This is a genomic window from Achromobacter sp. 01N37, assembly GCF_056399725.1.
Genome location: NZ_JBFTRX010000001.1, coordinates 324,189 through 340,556, shown reverse-complemented (window position 1 = coordinate 340,556; position 16,368 = coordinate 324,189). Strand labels below are relative to the sequence as shown.

Sequence of the window (16,368 nt, the reverse complement as noted above, 5' to 3'; positions counted from 1 at the left end):
CGATGCCCGTCAGATGCCTAGGGAAAACCCTAGATCAAACCGTGCGATTGCCGGTCAGCCAACACAAGGTGGCGACCAGGTCGTCTTGCCACGTGTAATGCATCCACACCGCCGTCCCTGCCTCCCAGCCGCCCGGCCCCCAGCTGCGCGTCAGGGTCAGCTGCAAACGGGTGGGCGTGATCGACGTCAATTCCGCGCCATCAAAATCCTGGAATGTGCGCACCAGCGGATGCAGCGCCTTGTAGAGCGATTCCTTGGCGGAGAACAACAGCGTTAGCGCGCTGCGGCGTTCGAAGTAAGGGCTGGCGCGGGCCAATTCGGCGGTGTTCGCGATCAAGGGCATGACCTCGGTCATGACGCGCGGGCTGACCCGTTCCTGGATATCGAATCCCAGCGCCACGCAATGGCGGGACGCCGCCACCGCCGCAGCCGCCCATGCCGTGCTGTGGCTGATGCTGCCGTGCCAGCCTGCCGGCCACACGGGCAGCTTGTCTTCGCCGCGCTGCACGTAGCCGATGCGCCCGGCGCCGGCGGCTTCCAGGGCGCGCGCCGCGCACACTCTGCCCGCCAGGAATTCGCCGCGCCGTTTGGCGCCCATGGGCTGCATGTCGGCTTCCAGACGCCGGGCGTCGGCATCGGTACGCGCAATATCGCTTGCCTGTGCTTGTGCAATCGGTATCAGCGCCATCGAGATCCAGTCTGGTGCATCCAACGCCAAGCGCATGTCTTGCGGCACGACTTACCCCTCTATGCTGGTCAACACGACCCGTGGCCGCAAATAATGCCCGATTGCGGCGAGCCTTGCATCAGCCCCGGGGAAGTGGGCGGAATGGAACGCCCAAGATCAGGGCTGGGAATGGGCGGCCGCGGCCTTCGCGGGGGGCTGGGAATGGCCGGCTGCGGCCTGCGCGGGGGGCTGGCCCGCCCGGGCCGTCTGCCAGACAAAGGCCGCCAGGTCGTCCAGCACCGGCGCGCGCCAGCGCAGCGGACGCGCCAAGGCGCCCGCCAGCAGCGCATGGCCCAGCCGGTCATAACGCACAACACTGACCGGCGCGTGCGCCGCCTGCAACGCCGCCGCCAGGCTTTCCGTGTTGAGCGCGGGGTCGACCGTGGTGTCGGCCATGCCCACCATCAGCAAGGCGGGCGGCGCGGCGGCGCTGACGTGCGCAATCGGTTGGGAATCCGCCGGCGTGCCGGGGAAATGGAAGACGGGTTTCAGGCTGCGCGCCACGATGGGCAGAAAGTTGTAGGGGCCGGCCATGCCGATCCAGCCGCGCAGCATGGCGGGTGACGCGTCAAAGCGCGCCAGCCAGCGCGCGTCCAACGCCACCATGGCCGCGTTGTAGCCACCCGCGCTATGCCCGGCTACGAAGACTTCGGCCGGGTCGCCACCGTAGCGTGCGATGTGATGCAAGGTCCAGGCGACGGCGCGCGCGGAATCGTCCACGAAGTCCGGGTATGACACGTCGGGGTAAAGCCGGTAGTCGGCGATAACGGCCATGATGCCGCGCGAGGCCAGCGCGTCGCCCACGAACTTGTAGTCGGCACGCGAACCGCTGCGCCAGCTGCCGCCGTAAAAGAACACCACCACGGGCGGGCGATCGACGCCAGGCGGCGCGTAGATGTCCAACTGCTGGCGGGGGCTATCACCGTAGGCCACGCCTGACACGACGCGGCTGGCGTCTTCAGGCACCGCGCCATTCAGCACGGCCAGCGGCGAACACGCCGCCAGCCCCAGCACCAGAACCGAGGCCAGCACGGCAAGGATCAGCGCGCTACGCATCGGCGTGCCTGAACGAAGGAACCACGGGGCGGCAAGGTCGTCTCCTTGTGAAGAACATGGGGCATGGGGCCAGTAGTCTGTGGCCCCATGCCCCATATACGAAGACGGCAAGGATTTGGATGCGGGCAGGCGGCCGGCTACACCGGCTACGCCTTGGTCATCAGCCTCTTCCAGCCTTCCAGACCCAGCTTTTTCATCGTGTCGATGTTCTTTTCATAGATGTCCGCCGCGTCCGGGAACGATTCCACCGCCCGGTCGATGCTGTCTTCGCGCAGCAGATGCAGAATCGGGTACGGCGAACGGTTCGTGTAGTTCTCGATGTCGTCCGGCTGCGTGTCCGCAAACTGGAACTGCGGGTGGAAGGTGGCCACTTGCAGCTCGCCCACCAGCCGCATGCGCTTGAGCAGGCGGTCGGACAGCTCTTCGAAATCGTTGAAATCCAGGAAGTCGTCCAGCGCGTCGGGCAAGATCAGCAAGGTGGTGTCGATCTGCTCGGGGTCGGCCTCGGCCAGCAGCGCCAGCTCGTCCTGCAAGTCGGTCAGGACGCCCTCGGCGTCGGTGGCGTCGCTGACCGCAAAGCGGATCTGGTCCTTGACCTGAACCGCTTTGGCGAACGGGCAAAGGTTCAGGCCGATGACGGCCTGAGTCAGCCAGTGGCGGGTTTCAGCCACCACATTGGCGTAAGCGTCAGAAGTCGAAATCATGCCGGAATGGCCGCCATGGTCTGGGCGACGGCAGCCGTCAGCTTCTTGCCATACGGCACGTGCAGGAATTCATTGGGGCCGTGGGCGTTGGACTTGGGGCCCAACACGCCGCACACCATGAACTGCGCCTTGGGGAAGCCCTTTTGCAGAATGCTCATCAGCGGAATCGTGCCGCCCTGGCCGATATAGCCGCAAGGCTGGCCGTAGTACTGCTGCGAGGCGGCGTCCAGCGCCTGGGTCAGCCACGGCACGGCGGCCGGCGCGTTCCAGCCGGTGGCGGCGCCTTCATTGGCCTTGAAGATCACCTTGGCGTTGTAGGGCGCATCGGCTTCCAGCAGTGCCTTGATCTCTTGCGACGCAGCCACGGCGTCCACCAGCGGCGGCAGGCGCAGCGACAGCTTGAACGCGGTGCGCGGGCGCAGCACGTTGCCGGCGCTGGACAGCGGCGGCAGGCCTTCGGCGCCGGTCACCGACAAGGTCGGGCGCCAGGTGCGGTTCAACAGGGCTTGTTCGGGCTCGGTCGTCATTGGCAGCACAAAGCCGCCTTCGGCGCCGCAGCTCCAGGGGAAACGGCGCCACACTTCGTCGCCCAGGATGCGGGCGGTGGCGGACACCTGTTCCACGCGGTCAGCGGGAATTTCGCAATGCAGGCTTTGCGGCAGCAGACGGCCGGTGCCGCTGTCTTCCAGGCGGTCCAGCAGATGGCGCAAGATGCGGAACGACGACGGCACGACGCCGCTGGAGTCACCCGAGTGCACGCCTTCGTCCAGCACCTGCACTTCCAGCGTGCCGGACACCATGCCGCGCAGCGACGTGGTCATCCAGAGCTGGTCGTAGTTGCCGGCGCCCGAATCCAGGCACACGACCAGGGCGACGTTGCCCAGGCGGTCGCGCAGCGCGTCTACGTAAGGCAGCAAGTCGTAGCTGCCGGACTCTTCACAGGTTTCGACGATGCCCACGCAACGCGGGCGCGGAATGCCTTGCTTGTCCAACGCCATGATGGCGGTCAAGGACGCATACACGGCGTAGCCGTCGTCTGCGCCGCCACGGCCATAGAGCTTGCCGTCTTCGTACTTCGGGGTCCACGGGCCCAGGCCCGCGCGCCAGCCCGAAAATTCCGGTTGCTTGTCCAGGTGGCCGTACAGCAGCACGGTGTCGCCGTTGTCGCTGCGGGTAGCCGGCGCGTCAAAGAAGATGACGGGCGTGCGGCCCGGCAGGCGCACCACTTCCAGTTTCAGGCCCGATACTTTCTGCGCTTCCACCCACTGCGCGGCATCACGCACCACGCGTTCAATGAACGCGTTCTTTTCCCAGTCGGCGTCAAAGGCCGGGCTCTTGGCGGGAATGGCGATGTAGTCGGTCAGTGCGGGGATGATCTCGTTGTCCCATTTGTCGTCGACAAATTCCTGGAGCGCTTTCGGGTCCAGGGTGGGCGGCAGTGCGTCTTCGGGGATACGTGCGTTCATGGCGCTGGAATCCTGTGTGCGGGTGTGCGGGTATGGGGTAATTCGCTATTTTATGCCTGAATGGTTATGGCTGAACGGCGCCGCTATCGGGCCGCGTAGGCTTCGATCCGGGTCCAGACCTGGCGGGCCAGCAATTTGGCGTTGTCCACCGACTGATACAGCCGAATCTCCATATGGATGTCGTTACGCGCGCTGTCGGCCCGCACCAGCTTGCCTGCGCGCAAGTCGGCCTCGATCAGCGTGTGCGGCAGCCAGGCCAGGCCAAAGCCCTGGCGCGCCATGGCGTGCAGCGCGTCGGCCAGGTCTGATTCATACAACGTCTGCAATTGCGGCACCACGCAAAGCCCGCGCAGGCGATCGTGCAGGATGCGGCCTAGCGACATGCTGTCGGCATAGGCCAGGAACGGCACGGCCGGGTCCGACGCCAGCTTGGGCACGGCATAGCGGGGGTGGCGGCCGCCCTCCGACACGGGCGCACTGACCGCAACCAGTTTGTCGGCGCCCACGCGCCGGCAGCGGTAGCCGGGGTTATCAATCTTGGCGTACAGCGGCTCGTGCGCATGGCATAGCAGGAAGTCGACCTCGCCATCCGCCAGCATGTCCACGCCGTAGTTCAGCGTGGTGGTGATGACCTTCAGCTGGAACGCCGGCATGCCCTGCTGCACGCTGGCCATCAGCCCGGGCAGCACCGAATGCGCCAACGTCTTGCCCGACGCGATGATGATCTTGCGGTTGCGTTCCTGCTCGGGCTTTTGCAGCGCCAGCCGGGTGTCGCGCAGGATGTCCAGCACGTCGATGGCGGCGGCCAGCATGCTGCGCCCGGCCGCGTTCAGCGTGGTGGCCTGATGGCCGCGTTCCACCAGCGCCACGCCCGCCCATTCCTCAAGCGCCTTGATGCGGCGGCCGAACGCCGGGTGCGTCACGCTACGCGCCTCGGCCGCCTGGAACATGTTGCGCGATTTCGATAGCGCGACGAAGTCTTCCAGCCATTTGGTGTCCATCTGTCTCTCTCATCCCTGCCCGCTTGTCCGGGGCGGGATCGGTATTCATGGGCTGTGCCGATTCGGCACAGCGGATGCTCATTTTGCACAACCCAGAAACAATTGGCAACTAACATCCCGGCATCGACTTCTGGAAAACCCTGATGCCCGACGCCCCTGTTTTGCTCAAATCCATCCGCAGCCACTTTCTGGGCGGCGCCGAGGCTGTCGCCGGCGGTGTGCCGATGCAGCAACAGCAAGTGGTGGACAACGCGTCGGCCCGCCTGGTCGACATGAACGGCGGCTACAGCGTCGGTCAGTTGTACGTGCAGGAATACCGGCTGGCCCAGCCGCGCCACCCCTACCCCATCCTGCTTTGGCACGGCGGCGGCATGACGGGCGCGCAGTGGGAAAGCACGCCCGATGGCCGCGAGGGCTGGCTGTGGCGCTTGCTGCAAGCGGGCTATGACGTGTTTGTGTCCGACGCGCCCGAACGGGGCCGCGCGTCGTGGGCGATGTATCCGCAGGTCTATGACAGCGCGCCCATCTTCCGGTCCAAGGAAGAAGCGTGGCGGCTGTTTCGCATCGGCCCGGCCGACGGCTATGCGCCCGCGGGCCAGCCCCGCCACGCCTACCCCGCGCAGCAATTTCCCACCGACGCCTTCGATACGTTCTCCAAGCAATTCGTGCCGCGCTGGCTGACTCACGGCGACATGGCGCTGGACGCCTACCGCCAATTGCTGGACCTGGCCGGCCCCTGCATTGTCATCGGACACAGCCAGGGCGGCGGCTTCGCCACCCTGCTCGCCCAGGAATACGCGGCCACCGTGCGCGCGGTGGTCGCCGTCGAACCGACGGGCACGCCCGCCACGGCTTGCTGTCAGTTGCCCCCGCAACTGCTGGTCTGGGGCGATCACTTTGGCGCGGACGACACCTGGCAGCGCTACCGCGCCCAGACGGACGCCTACTGGAACGCCCTGCGCACGGCCGGCCAACGCGCCGATGTGCTGGACCTGCCCGCCGCCGGCATCGCCGGCAATTCCCATTTCTGCATGCTGGACCGCAACAGCGACCAGATAGCCGGATTGATCGTCGATTGGCTGAACCGCAGCCTCGACTAACCTTCGCCTGGAGACACAGATGAATTTCAAGAAATCCACCCTTGCCCTGGCGCTGCTGACCGGCGCTACGCTGGCCGCCGGCGCCGCTTCGGCGCAGCAAGCCGCCGACTACCCCGCGAAGCCCCTGCGCCTGATCGTGCCGTTCGCCCCGGGTGGCACGGCCGACATCATCGGCCGCGTGTTCGCCGCCCAACTGGGCACCGAGCTGGGCGCCACCGTCGTCGTGGAAAACAAGGCGGGCGCAGGCGGCTCGATTGGCACGCGCTACGTGGCCGACTCCGCACCCGACGGCTACATCCTGCTGCTGGCGTCCTCCAGCACCCACGGCACCAACCCGGCCGTGTACAAGACGTTGACGTATGACGCCGTGCAAGACTTCACCGCCATCACGCAACTGGTCACCGTGCCGGGCGTGCTGAGCGTCACCAAAGACTTCCCGGCCAGCGACCTGAACGCGCTGATCGCGGCGTCCAAGGCCAACCCGGACAAGTACACCTACGCCTCGTCGGGCGCGGGCGGCCTGGGCAACCTGGCCATGGAACTGATGAAGTCGATGACGGGTTCCAAGCTCATGCACATCGCCTACCGTGGCGCGGGCCCGGCCTTCACCGACGTGATCAGCGGCCAGGTGTCGATGATCTGGGAACCGGTGCCGGCCTCGCTGCCCTACATCAAGGGCGGCCAGATTCGTCCCATCGCCATCGCCGCCGACACGCGTTCGCCGGAACTGCCCGACACGCCGACCTTCAAGGAAGCCGGCCTCCCGCGCTACGAAGCCAACGCCTGGAACGGCCTGCTGGCGCCCAAGGGCCTGCCGGAAGACGTGAAGAAGAAGCTGCACGACGCTTCCGTGAAGGCGCTGAACACGCCCGAAGTGAAGGCCAAGATGGCCAGCCTGGGCGGCACCGTGGTCGCCGGCACGTCGGATGAATTCCAGCAAGTGATCGCAAGCGACGTGAAGAAGTGGAAGAACGTGGCGGCCGACGCCAAGATCCAACTGGATCAGTAAGCAGCAAAACGCCCCGGGCAAGCACGGCTTCCCCGGGGCGATGACGATGGCTGTAGCCAGATACGGCTGTGGCTTGCGTCAGCCGATGCTTGCGTCAGCCGATGCCTGCGTCAGCCGCCGCTGAATTCGGCTATTGCTTCAGGCCGATAACGGCCGGTGCCTGAAAGCTTAAGCGCCGATCAGCGCCGCCTGCGCGCCCCGGCCCAGCGCCGGCGCATCGGCGTCAATCACCTGCCCGCCCGCCTGCAACTTGAACACGGCCACCGCTTCGCGCAAACGTTGCGCCTGGGATTCCAGCGACGCGGCGCTTGCCGCGGCCTGTTCAACCAGCGCGGCGTTTTGCTGCGTCACGCTGTCCATCTGCGACACCGCCTGATTCACCTGCTGAATCCCCTGCGACTGCTCTTCGGACGCGCTGGAAATCTCGTTGATGATGTCCGTCACGCGGCGCACCGACGTCACGATCTCTTCCATCGTCGCGCCCGCGGCTTCCACCTGATCCGACCCGATCGACACCTTCTGCACGGAATCGTCGATCAAGCCCTTGATTTCCTTGGCCGCCTGGCCGCTGCGCTGCGCCAGGGCGCGCACTTCGCTGGCCACCACCGCAAAGCCCTTGCCCTGCTCGCCTGCACGCGCGGCTTCTACTGCGGCGTTCAGTGCCAGGATGTTGGTCTGGAACGCGATGCCGTCGATCACACCCACGATATCGGCGATGCGCTTGGAGCTGTCGGCAATGCCGCGCATCGTGCCCACCACGTCGCCCACGGCCTTGCCGCCGCGCGTGGCCACTTCGGACGCCACCGTCGCCAATTGCGAGGCGCTGCGCGAACTGTCGGCGTTGTTCTTCACGGTGGACGACAGCTCGTCCATGCTGGCGGCCGTTTCCTCAAGGGAAGCTGCCTGCTGCTCGGTACGCGAAGACAAGTCGATGTTGCCAGCCGCGATCTCGCGCGAACCGGTGTGGATTTCTTCCACGCCCAGGCGAACGGCCGACACGGTGCGCGCCAGGCTGTCCTGCATGCGCTTGACGGCGGCGTACAGCACGCCGATTTCGTTGTCGCCGCGTTGTTCGATGCGGTTACTCAAGTCGCCACCCGCGATGCGGTCAAACAAACGGCCCGCGTCATGCAAGGGGCGGAAAACGGAGCGGGCGAAGATCGCGTACAGGCTCACCACCAGCACCGCCACCACCACCAGCAAACAGACCAGCAGCACAATCGCGCCGTTGATGCGCGTGGATGCCTCGCGCGCCACGCGTTGGCCGATTTCGTCCGCGTAGTCCACATACTTCTGGATGGCTTGCGTGAAGGCGATGCCCAGCGGCGTGACCTTCTCCAGGTTCAGGCGGCTGGCGTCTTGGGGCTTGCCGGCGCGAATGGCCGCCACCATCGGCGCGATGGCGTCGCGCTGGTAGACGTCATAGGCGGCCAACGCGGCGTCGAACAAGGGCTTACCTACTTCCGACACTTCGGGTTGCTTGCGCGCCATATCAATCAAGTCAGACGCTTTTTTCGTGTAGCCGTCCAGACGCTGCATGCTCGGCAGGCTGTCGATGCTCTTGCCTTCGATCAGCGCGCTCTGGGCGGCCAGCAAGACGAGACGTGCGCGCAGCAGTTCGGCAGCCGCGCCGTCCACGGCATTGGCGCGCACCAGGTTCGTGTCCAGCAAGACTTCAATGGACGTGCGGTTGGACGTGAGTTGCTGATAGACGGCCACGCCGGTGACCAGGAAAAGGCCAAAAAAGACGGCCAGGGCGGTCGTCAAAATGGCGCGGATACTTAAATTCTTGAACATATAGGGTCACTCCGGTTTGCATAACGCTCCCCGGGTTAACGACAGGCTGCAATGAAAAGTTAAATATCTCATTGGGTTACAGCGGGCTGACAGCCGCTGGCAGCCTCTGACCGCCTCTGACCGCCTCTGACCACCTCTCTGACCACCTCTGACCACCTCTGACCGCCTCTGTCCGCCCCTGACCGCCCCTGACCGCCCTTTGCCCAGTCAGCGCAGCGGCATGTGGCGCTGCGTATACCCCAGCCCGGTAGCGGCGTCATGCGGAATCACGGGCATCGCCGCATTCCATTGCAGCCAGTCGCGCCGCATGTCCGCCAGCCTGCCGGGATCATGCGTGGCCTGATTGGCGCGTTCGCGCTCATCGCGCGACAAGTCGAACAAGTACGAGTAGCCATCCACCTGCAAATACTTCCAGTCGCCCTGCCGGCTGGCGCGCTGGCCGCGGTGCTTGGTGCGCCAATACAGCTTGCGTTCGAACTCCGGCTTGCCATGCAAAACGCCCAACATCGACACGCCGTCCAGCGGAAAGTCCTCGTGCGGCGCCACGCCCGCCGCGTCCAGCACCGTAGCGGTCCAATCCATGGTCATGCACTGTTGACGGCTGATGCGGCCGGGCGCGATCACGGCGGGCCAGTGCGCAATCCACGGCACGCGGATGCCGCCTTCGGTCAGGTCCATCTTGCCGCCCATCAAGGGCCAGCTGTCGGCAAAGCGGTCGCCGCCGTTGCCGCTAGTGAAGATGATCAGAGTGTTATCCAGCAGCCCGTTGCGCGCCAGCGCCTGGCGCACGCGTCCCACGCCTTCATCCATGTGATGAATCATGCTGCGATAGGTATGCACGCTGCCGCCATTCAAGTCGAGCAGATTGGGCGCCACCTGATAGGCGCGCGCTTCATCGCCGCGCGCTTCCCACGGCGATTGCGGCGCCGTGTAGTGCAGGCTAAGAAAGAGCGGCGTGCGCGCTTGGGCCGCGTGGTCGATGGTTTGCACCGCGCGCTCGGTCAGCAGATCGGTCAGGTAGCCGGTGGCATTGGCCGCACGCAGGTTCTGCCACAAGTCGTACTGGCCATGCTGGTCGCGATGGCTGAAGTAGTCCACGGTGCCAGACAGCGAGCCGTAGAAGTCTTGATACCCCGATCGCAACGGGCCGAAATGTGGCGGGTAACCCAAGTGCCATTTTCCGACCAGCGACGTCGCGTAGCCCGCCGCGCGCAACAACGACGCCAGCGTAGGATGCGCCGGCGGCAGGCCCAACATGTCACTGCCGCGCGCGCTGCCGTTCAAAGGTTCTTCGGCCGCGCCACGCAGCCGGTATTGGTAGCGCCCCGTCATCAATGCAAAGCGCGTGGGCGATCCCACGGGCGCATTGGCATAGCCCTGCGTGAAGCGAATGCCGCTTGCAGCCAAGGCATCCAGTTCAGGCGACACATCGCCGAAATCCGCGGGCCGGCCGCCATAGCAACCCAGGTCTGCGGAGCCTAAATCGTCCGCCACGATGAAGACTACGTTTGGCCGTTCCGCCACGTTCTCAGTGCGCATGCTTGCCTCCTTCGTGTGAATGAACTACGGTCACTGAGCACTCTAGATGCGAGCAAGCGGGGACGCTAATAGCAAGATCGACCGAGTAATAACGGGGAGGCATCAACATGAAGTTGCAGCAAGTGTTCGACTTTCTGGCGGTCACGCAACATGGCAGCGTGCACGCGGCAGCCCGCGCGACCGGGCAAACTCAACCGGCAATGACCAAATCCCTGCGACGGCTGGAACGCACACTGGGATTACCGTTGTTCGACAGGCACGCCAAAGGCATGCGGCCCAACGACTACGGCAAACGTTTTCTTCCTCATGCGCAGCATTTGGTTCACGAGACCAAACGCGCGCGCGACACCATGTCGCAAATGCGCGGCGAGCGCATGGGCACGGTGCAATATGGCATCTCGGCGGCGGCATCGGTGTTGCTGGCGCCGTCCGCCATTCAGCGCTTTCGGCAGGTCTACCCCGAAGTCGAGCTCAGTTGCCGCAGCGGGCTTTACCACACGCTGACGCCGTTGCTGCGCGACGGCCAACTCGACTTCGCCATCTGCCCCGTGAATGCAGAGAATGCGGACTCACAGTTGAAGGTGCGCTCGCTGATCGACAGTCCGCTGGTGGTGGCGGCGCGCCGCGATCATCCTTTGCGGCAAGCGCGCACGATGTATGAATTGCAAGACGTGGTGTTCACCGTTGCAGGGCCGCCCGGCCAGCCAGGTGCAGCGGTCTACAAGGTATTTGACGACGCCGGGCTCGGCGCGCCGCGCGTGGACATGTACACGGATGGCCTGATCGACGCGGCAGCGTTGGTGGCCAACAGTGATCGCATGGCGCTGTTGCCCACCGCGCTGATCACAACCGGCATGCTGCGCGAACAGCTTGAAATTGTGCCCGTGTCCGAACCCTTGCCCAGCTATGCCATCGGCTTGTTCCAACGCAGCGCACATCCGCTGACGCCGGCCGCCGAAGAACTGGCGACGCAGTTCGAGCGCGAAGCCACGTACTTTCGCAACGGCGCCTCATAACCGCAAGGCCTAGCGCGTTTTTCGCTTGCTCTCGCGTGACAATGCCTGCCGCTTCGGCAGGCATTGTTGCTTCTGGCTTGTTGCTTCTGGCTTGTTGATTCTGGCTTATTGCTTCTGGCCGTGTCACTTCAGGCACGTTGCTTCAGGCAAGTTGCCTCAGGCCGCAGAATGGCGAGCCGCCCGGCAGGTCCAGGCCAACGCCGCTGCCCACACCGCCTGCAATGCTGCCCACGCATAAAACACCGGCGCCAGCACCACCGACATCGCAATGCTGAACCACAGCCAGGCGAACACGCCCCATGCCCAGCGGATACGGTGCGCGGGCGAGCGCCGCAGCAACATCCACGCAGCCGCGGCAGCAAATGCGCCGGGCGACAACGCCATGTGCAACATGCCTCGGGCAAGCGCCACGCCGTGGCTATCGCCAGCAGCAATAAACCCGCCTTGGATTTTTCCGAAAGACAGTGCCATCACGGCCACATAAAACGCGTAGATCAGCGGAACCAGGATAAGCAAAACGGTTCCGATGACATCGTGCAGCTTATTCAGCTTCATGACGATTCCCCCTATGAATGCAGGATTCCGCCAATGCGGGCTGCCCTCATCCTACTTGCGGAACCGGCGCGTGGCCAATCGTGGCCCGGCCAATCCGAACTCGCAAAAAAAGAACGGGCGCAAGGCCCGTTCTTTATGCTTCCGATGCACCGCGCAAGCGGCAACCAGAACGCAAGCGTGTTATCGCTGTAGCTTTACTTCAACCAGGCGCGCGCGTTGCGGAAGATGCGCATCCACGGGCTGTACGCGCCACCCGTGTCGGCATTGCCCCACGTCTCGGGCGCCCACGACATCATGACGTTGCGGGTCACGCGTTCCGGGTGCGGCATCATGACCGTGAAGCGGCCATCGGCGGTGGTGACGGACGTCAGGCCGCCCGGGCTGCCGTTCGGGTTGAACGGGTAGGCCTCGGTGGCTTGGCCACGGTTGTCGATGTAGCGCGCGGCGGTGAGCACGCGGCTGGCGTCGCCCTGCTGCGAGAAGTCGGCAAAGCCTTCACCGTGCGCCACGGCGACGGGAATGCGAGCGCCTTCCATGCCAGCGAAGAAGATGGACGGCGACTTCGCCAATTCCACCATCGACAGACGCGCTTCGTACTTTTCCGACTGGTTGCGCGTGAAGCGCGGCCAGTGCTCGGCGCCCGGAATCATCGGGGCCAACGCAGCCATCATCTGGCAGCCGTTGCACACGCCCAGCGCGAACGTATCGGGACGCGCGAAGTAGGCGGCGAACTGATCCGACAGCTTGCTGTTGAAGCGGATGGTGCGCGCCCAGCCTTCGCCTGCGCCCAGCACGTCGCCGTAGCTGAAGCCGCCCACGGCCACCAGGCCTTGCATCTGCGCCAGGTCCACGCGGCCGGCCAAGAGGTCGGTCATGTGGACGTCGATGGCTTCAAAGCCCGAGGTATCAAACGCCCAGGCCATTTCGACCTGGCTGTTGCAACCCTGCTCGCGCAGGATGGCCACGCGCGGACGCTTGCCGGTGTTGATGAAGGGCGCGGCGATGTTCTCTTGCGGGTCGAAGGACACGTTCGGGCTCATGCCCGGATCGGTCGTGTCGTTCCAGACGTCAAGTTCCGCTTGCGCGCACGCCGGGTTGTCGCGGCGCGACATGATGCGGTAAGACACTTCGCTCCAGGCGCGGCCGAGTTCAGCGCGCGGCTGGCCCCAGACCTTCTTGCCGTCGCGATAGAACTCGACTTCATCGGCGCCATTCAGGCCGCCGATCACGTGCGAGTGGGCCGACAGGCCAGCGCCACGCAGCACTTGCATGACGGCGTCGCGTTGCGATGCCGGCACTTGAATGACGGCGCCCGCTTCTTCCGAGAACAGCGCCTTGAGCGTCAGTTCTTCGCGCTGCACCTTCACTTGATCCGGGCGGATCTTGTAGTCGCCCCAATCCGCCGATTGCGGATCGAACGTCAGCATGTCCAGGTTCACCGAGATACCGGTGCGGCCGGCGAAGGCCATTTCGGTCAGCGTGGCGAACAGGCCGCCGTCAGAACGGTCGTGGTAGGCCAGGATGGTGCCGGCTTCGGCCAGCGTGCGGATCGTGATGAAGAACGCGCGCAGCTCTTGCGGCGCGTCGATGTCCGGCACGGTTTCGCCGACCTGGTTGTACGTCTGCGCCAGAATCGAGCCACCCATGCGGTGACGGCCACGGCCCAGATCGATCAGGATCAGCACGCTGTCACCGGCGTCGGTGCGCAACTGCGGCGTGAGGCTGGCGCGCACGTCGGCAACGGGTGCAAACGCCGTGACCACCAGCGACACCGGCGCCACCACCTGGCGCTGTTCGCCGTCCTGTTCCCAGGACGTCTTCATGGACAGCGAATCCTTGCCCACGGGAATGGACAGGCCGGTCGCCTGGCACAGCTCGCTGACGGCGGACACGGTGTCATACAGCGCGGCGTCCTGGCCGTCGACGCCGCAAGCCGCCATCCAGTTGGCGGACAGCTTGATGTCTTCCAGGCGCGCCACGTCGGCGGCGGCCAGGTTGGTCAGCGCTTCGGCCACGGCCATGCGGCCGGACGCCGGAGCGTCGAGCATGGCGATGGGGGTGCGTTCACCCATCGACATCGCTTCGCCGCGGAAGCCTTCGTAGTCGGCCAAGGTAACCGCGCAGTCAGCCACCGGCACTTGCCACGGGCCCACCATCTGGTCACGGCTGGACAGCCCGCCCACGGTGCGGTCACCGATGGTGATCAGGAACGACTTGTTGGCGACCGTCGGGTGACGCAGCACGCGGTAAGCGGCTTCGGTCAGGTCGATGCCGGCAAGGTCCAGCGGCGCGGACACGCCAGGCAGGCGGCGCACGTCGCGCGTCATGCGCGGCGGCTTGCCCAGGATGACGTCGATCGGCACGTCCACGGGGCGCACTTCGGCGTCGCCTTGCGGGCGAATGGTGTCCAGGCCGGGCAAGCCCTCGCCGTCCACCACGCGCAGTTGGCGTTCTTCAGTGGCCACACCCACCACCGCGTACGGGCAGCGTTCGCGGCGGGCGATGGCGTCAAAGCGTTCCAAGTCTTTCGGCAGAATCGACAGAACATAGCGTTCCTGCGATTCGTTGCTCCAGATTTCAGCGGGCGACAAGCCCGACTCTTCCAGCGGCACACGCTTCAGATCAAAGATGGCGCCACGGCCGGCGTCGTTGACCAATTCCGGGAAGGCATTGGACAAACCGCCCGCACCCACGTCGTGGATGGCGATGATGGGGTTGTTCTCGGCCTGCTGCCAGCAGCGGTCGATAACTTCCTGGGCACGGCGTTCGATTTCCGGGTTGCCGCGCTGGACGGAATCAAAGTCCAGTTCGGCCGAGTTGCTGCCCATGCTGATGCTGGAGGCGGCGCCGCCGCCCATGCCAATACGGAAGCCCGGGCCACCCAGCTGAATCAGCAGCGCGCCAGGGGGAATCACGTCTTTGTGGGTCAGGCCCGCGTCGATGCTGCCCAGGCCGCCCGCGATCATGATGGGCTTGTGATAGCCCCAGCGCGTGCCGCCAGCGGTCTGCTCGAACGAGCGGAAGTAGCCCAGGAGGTTGGGCCGGCCAAATTCGTTGTTGAACGCCGCGCCGCCGATGGGGCCGTCGATCATGATGGACAGCGGCGAGGCGATGCGCTCGGGCAGGCCGTGGTGGTCGGCTTCCCAGGGTTGCAGCGCGTCGTCGAAACGCAGGTGCGACACGGTGAAGCCGGTCAGGCCCGCCTTGGGCTTGGAGCCGCGGCCGGTTGCGCCTTCGTCGCGGATTTCGCCGCCCGCGCCCGTGGACGCGCCCGGGAACGGGGCGATGGCGGTCGGGTGGTTGTGCGTTTCCACCTTCATCAAGGTGTGCACGGTGGTGTCGCGGCGGATGTACTTGGCGCCGTCAGCGCCCTCGCCCGTGACACCGGGCACGCCGGCCTGGAAGCGCTGCGCGGGGCCGCCTTCCATGATGGCGGCGTTGTCCGAGTACGCGACGACGGTGCCTTCCGGCTGCGCCTTGTGCGTGGCGCGGATCATGCCAAACAGCGTGTTGGGCTGCGACTGGCCGTCGATCACCCATTCGGCGTTGAAGATCTTGTGGCGGCAATGTTCGCTATTGGCTTGCGCGAACATCATCAATTCCACATCGGTGGGGTCGCGGCCCAGGTCGGTGAACGACTTGGCCAGGTATTCGATTTCGTCTTCCGACAGGGCCAGGCCCAGCGAAATATTGGCTTCGGCCAGTGCTTGGACGCCGCTGGCCTGCACGCCAACCGTGCGCATGGGCTTGCCGGCCAGCGTCTGGAACAGCGCCTGGCCGTCGAAGCTGGCGTCAACCACGGTTTCGGTCATGCGGTCGTGCAGGCAGTCCGCCGCGCGCGCCAGCATGGCGTCGTCAAACGATTTGGTGCCGAGCAGGCCGCGTTCGGGGGTGATCACGTAACGCACGCCGCGCTCGATGCGGTGTATCGACGACAAGCCACAGTTGTGGGCGATGTCGGTGGCCTTGCTGGCCCACGGGGAAATGGTGCCCAGGCGGGGAATGACCAGCAGGGACAGGCTCTTGGCCGGGGCGTCGGCCGTGCTGGGCGTGCCGTAGTCCAGCAGTTGGGTCAGGTGTTGCTGCTGTTCGGCCGTCAACGCGGCGTCGGTGCTGACGAAGTGCTCGTAACGAGCGGAGATGTCGGCCACCGGCAGGCCGGCTTCCTTCAATTGCGCCAGTAGGCGATCGCGACGAAAGGAGGACAGGACGGAGGAACCAGGCAGATGCTGAACTAGGGACACGATGCGGGCGCCGTATAAGGATGGGTGCAAAAAGTGATTTTACCTGTTTAGGGGGTTTTCCCGGAGCCGATATTCAAGAAGCGTTCAAGAACCGTTCAAGAATCTTGCCAACCCCCAGTTTTCCCTATTGTTACAAAAGAATTCCGCCGACCTT

The 16,368-nt window shown here is 65.2% G+C and carries 12 protein-coding genes; 3 read left to right on the top strand and 9 right to left on the bottom strand.

What is annotated here, in order from left to right; translation table 11 throughout:
- Window positions 1–34 precede the first annotated feature (34 nt).
- The 5 genes from AC1DSJ_RS01515 to AC1DSJ_RS01495 all read right to left on the bottom strand — a co-directional run bounded on the left by AC1DSJ_RS01515 (window position 35) and on the right by AC1DSJ_RS01495 (window position 4,954).
- Complete coding sequence (locus tag AC1DSJ_RS01515; protein WP_342065842.1) at window positions 35–736, bottom strand: 4'-phosphopantetheinyl transferase family protein; 702 nt, start codon at window positions 734–736, stop codon at window positions 35–37.
- 108 nt (window positions 737–844) lie between these two features.
- Entirely contained in the window at window positions 845–1,783 is a 939-nt protein-coding gene (locus tag AC1DSJ_RS01510) for an alpha/beta hydrolase (RefSeq protein ID WP_441370830.1), read from the bottom strand.
- Between the two features lie 146 nt (window positions 1,784–1,929).
- Window positions 1,930–2,487 carry a DUF1415 domain-containing protein gene (locus AC1DSJ_RS01505; protein WP_054425291.1) on the bottom strand — a complete coding sequence of 186 codons (558 nt, stop codon included), beginning with the start codon at window positions 2,485–2,487 and terminating at the stop codon, window positions 1,930–1,932.
- On the bottom strand, window positions 2,484–3,953 hold the full coding sequence (locus AC1DSJ_RS01500) for a M20 family metallopeptidase (protein ID WP_441370829.1): 1,470 nt from the start codon (window positions 3,951–3,953) through the stop codon (window positions 2,484–2,486). Before AC1DSJ_RS01500 ends, AC1DSJ_RS01505 begins: the two co-directional genes overlap by 4 nt.
- An 83-nt stretch (window positions 3,954–4,036) precedes the next feature.
- Complete coding sequence (locus AC1DSJ_RS01495) at window positions 4,037–4,954, bottom strand: LysR substrate-binding domain-containing protein (RefSeq protein WP_054425287.1); 918 nt, start codon at window positions 4,952–4,954, stop codon at window positions 4,037–4,039.
- 143 nt (window positions 4,955–5,097) lie between these two features.
- Here AC1DSJ_RS01495 and AC1DSJ_RS01490 point away from each other — a divergent pair, with 143 nt between their 5' ends.
- Together AC1DSJ_RS01490 and AC1DSJ_RS01485 are read left to right on the top strand one after the other, a co-directional pair.
- Window positions 5,098–6,054 (top strand): alpha/beta hydrolase, encoded by a 957-nt coding sequence (locus AC1DSJ_RS01490; protein ID WP_175169231.1) that lies wholly within the window; start codon window positions 5,098–5,100, stop codon window positions 6,052–6,054.
- Window positions 6,055–6,073: 19 nt separating this feature from the next.
- A complete protein-coding gene (locus tag AC1DSJ_RS01485) occupies window positions 6,074–7,063 on the top strand; it encodes a Bug family tripartite tricarboxylate transporter substrate binding protein (protein ID WP_441370828.1) in 990 nt (329 codons plus the stop codon).
- Window positions 7,064–7,231: 168 nt separating this feature from the next.
- Here AC1DSJ_RS01485 and AC1DSJ_RS01480 read toward each other — a convergent pair whose 3' ends face one another.
- Window positions 7,232–8,860: a methyl-accepting chemotaxis protein gene (locus AC1DSJ_RS01480; protein ID WP_175169233.1), complete on the bottom strand. Its 1,629-nt coding sequence runs from the start codon at window positions 8,858–8,860 to the stop codon at window positions 7,232–7,234.
- A 207-nt stretch (window positions 8,861–9,067) separates the two neighbouring features.
- Window positions 9,068–10,399 (bottom strand): sulfatase family protein, encoded by a 1,332-nt coding sequence (locus AC1DSJ_RS01475; protein ID WP_441370827.1) that lies wholly within the window; start codon window positions 10,397–10,399, stop codon window positions 9,068–9,070.
- 107 nt (window positions 10,400–10,506) lie between these two features.
- Here AC1DSJ_RS01475 and AC1DSJ_RS01470 point away from each other — a divergent pair, with 107 nt between their 5' ends.
- Window positions 10,507–11,415 carry a LysR substrate-binding domain-containing protein gene (locus AC1DSJ_RS01470; RefSeq protein WP_054425277.1) on the top strand — a complete coding sequence of 303 codons (909 nt, stop codon included), beginning with the start codon at window positions 10,507–10,509 and terminating at the stop codon, window positions 11,413–11,415.
- A 156-nt stretch (window positions 11,416–11,571) separates the two neighbouring features.
- On the opposite strand, the gene AC1DSJ_RS01465 is transcribed toward AC1DSJ_RS01470, so the two are convergent.
- Window positions 11,572–11,970, bottom strand: a complete 399-nt coding sequence (locus tag AC1DSJ_RS01465; protein ID WP_054425275.1) for a hypothetical protein — start codon at window positions 11,968–11,970, stop codon at window positions 11,572–11,574.
- 194 nt (window positions 11,971–12,164) lie between these two features.
- Window positions 12,165–16,214, bottom strand: a complete 4,050-nt coding sequence (gene purL, locus AC1DSJ_RS01460) for a phosphoribosylformylglycinamidine synthase (RefSeq protein ID WP_441370826.1) — start codon at window positions 16,212–16,214, stop codon at window positions 12,165–12,167.
- Between the last annotated feature and the right edge of the window lie 154 nt (window positions 16,215–16,368).

Excerpts from the sequence above, each read along its gene's own strand:
- AC1DSJ_RS01510 (WP_441370830.1), bottom strand. The coding sequence starts at position 1,783 with ATGCGTAGCGCGCTGATCCTTGCCGTGCTGGCCTCGGTTCTGGTGCTG.
- AC1DSJ_RS01505 (WP_054425291.1), bottom strand. The coding sequence starts at position 2,487 with ATGATTTCGACTTCTGACGCTTACGCCAATGTGGTGGCTGAAACCCGC.
- AC1DSJ_RS01500 (WP_441370829.1), bottom strand. The coding sequence starts at position 3,953 with ATGAACGCACGTATCCCCGAAGACGCACTGCCGCCCACCCTGGACCCG.
- AC1DSJ_RS01495 (WP_054425287.1), bottom strand. The coding sequence starts at position 4,954 with ATGGACACCAAATGGCTGGAAGACTTCGTCGCGCTATCGAAATCGCGC.
- AC1DSJ_RS01490 (WP_175169231.1), top strand. The coding sequence starts at position 5,098 with ATGCCCGACGCCCCTGTTTTGCTCAAATCCATCCGCAGCCACTTTCTG.
- AC1DSJ_RS01485 (WP_441370828.1), top strand. The coding sequence starts at position 6,074 with ATGAATTTCAAGAAATCCACCCTTGCCCTGGCGCTGCTGACCGGCGCT.
- AC1DSJ_RS01480 (WP_175169233.1), bottom strand. The coding sequence starts at position 8,860 with ATGTTCAAGAATTTAAGTATCCGCGCCATTTTGACGACCGCCCTGGCC.
- AC1DSJ_RS01475 (WP_441370827.1), bottom strand. The coding sequence starts at position 10,399 with ATGCGCACTGAGAACGTGGCGGAACGGCCAAACGTAGTCTTCATCGTG.
- AC1DSJ_RS01470 (WP_054425277.1), top strand. The coding sequence starts at position 10,507 with ATGAAGTTGCAGCAAGTGTTCGACTTTCTGGCGGTCACGCAACATGGC.
- AC1DSJ_RS01465 (WP_054425275.1), bottom strand. The coding sequence starts at position 11,970 with ATGAAGCTGAATAAGCTGCACGATGTCATCGGAACCGTTTTGCTTATC.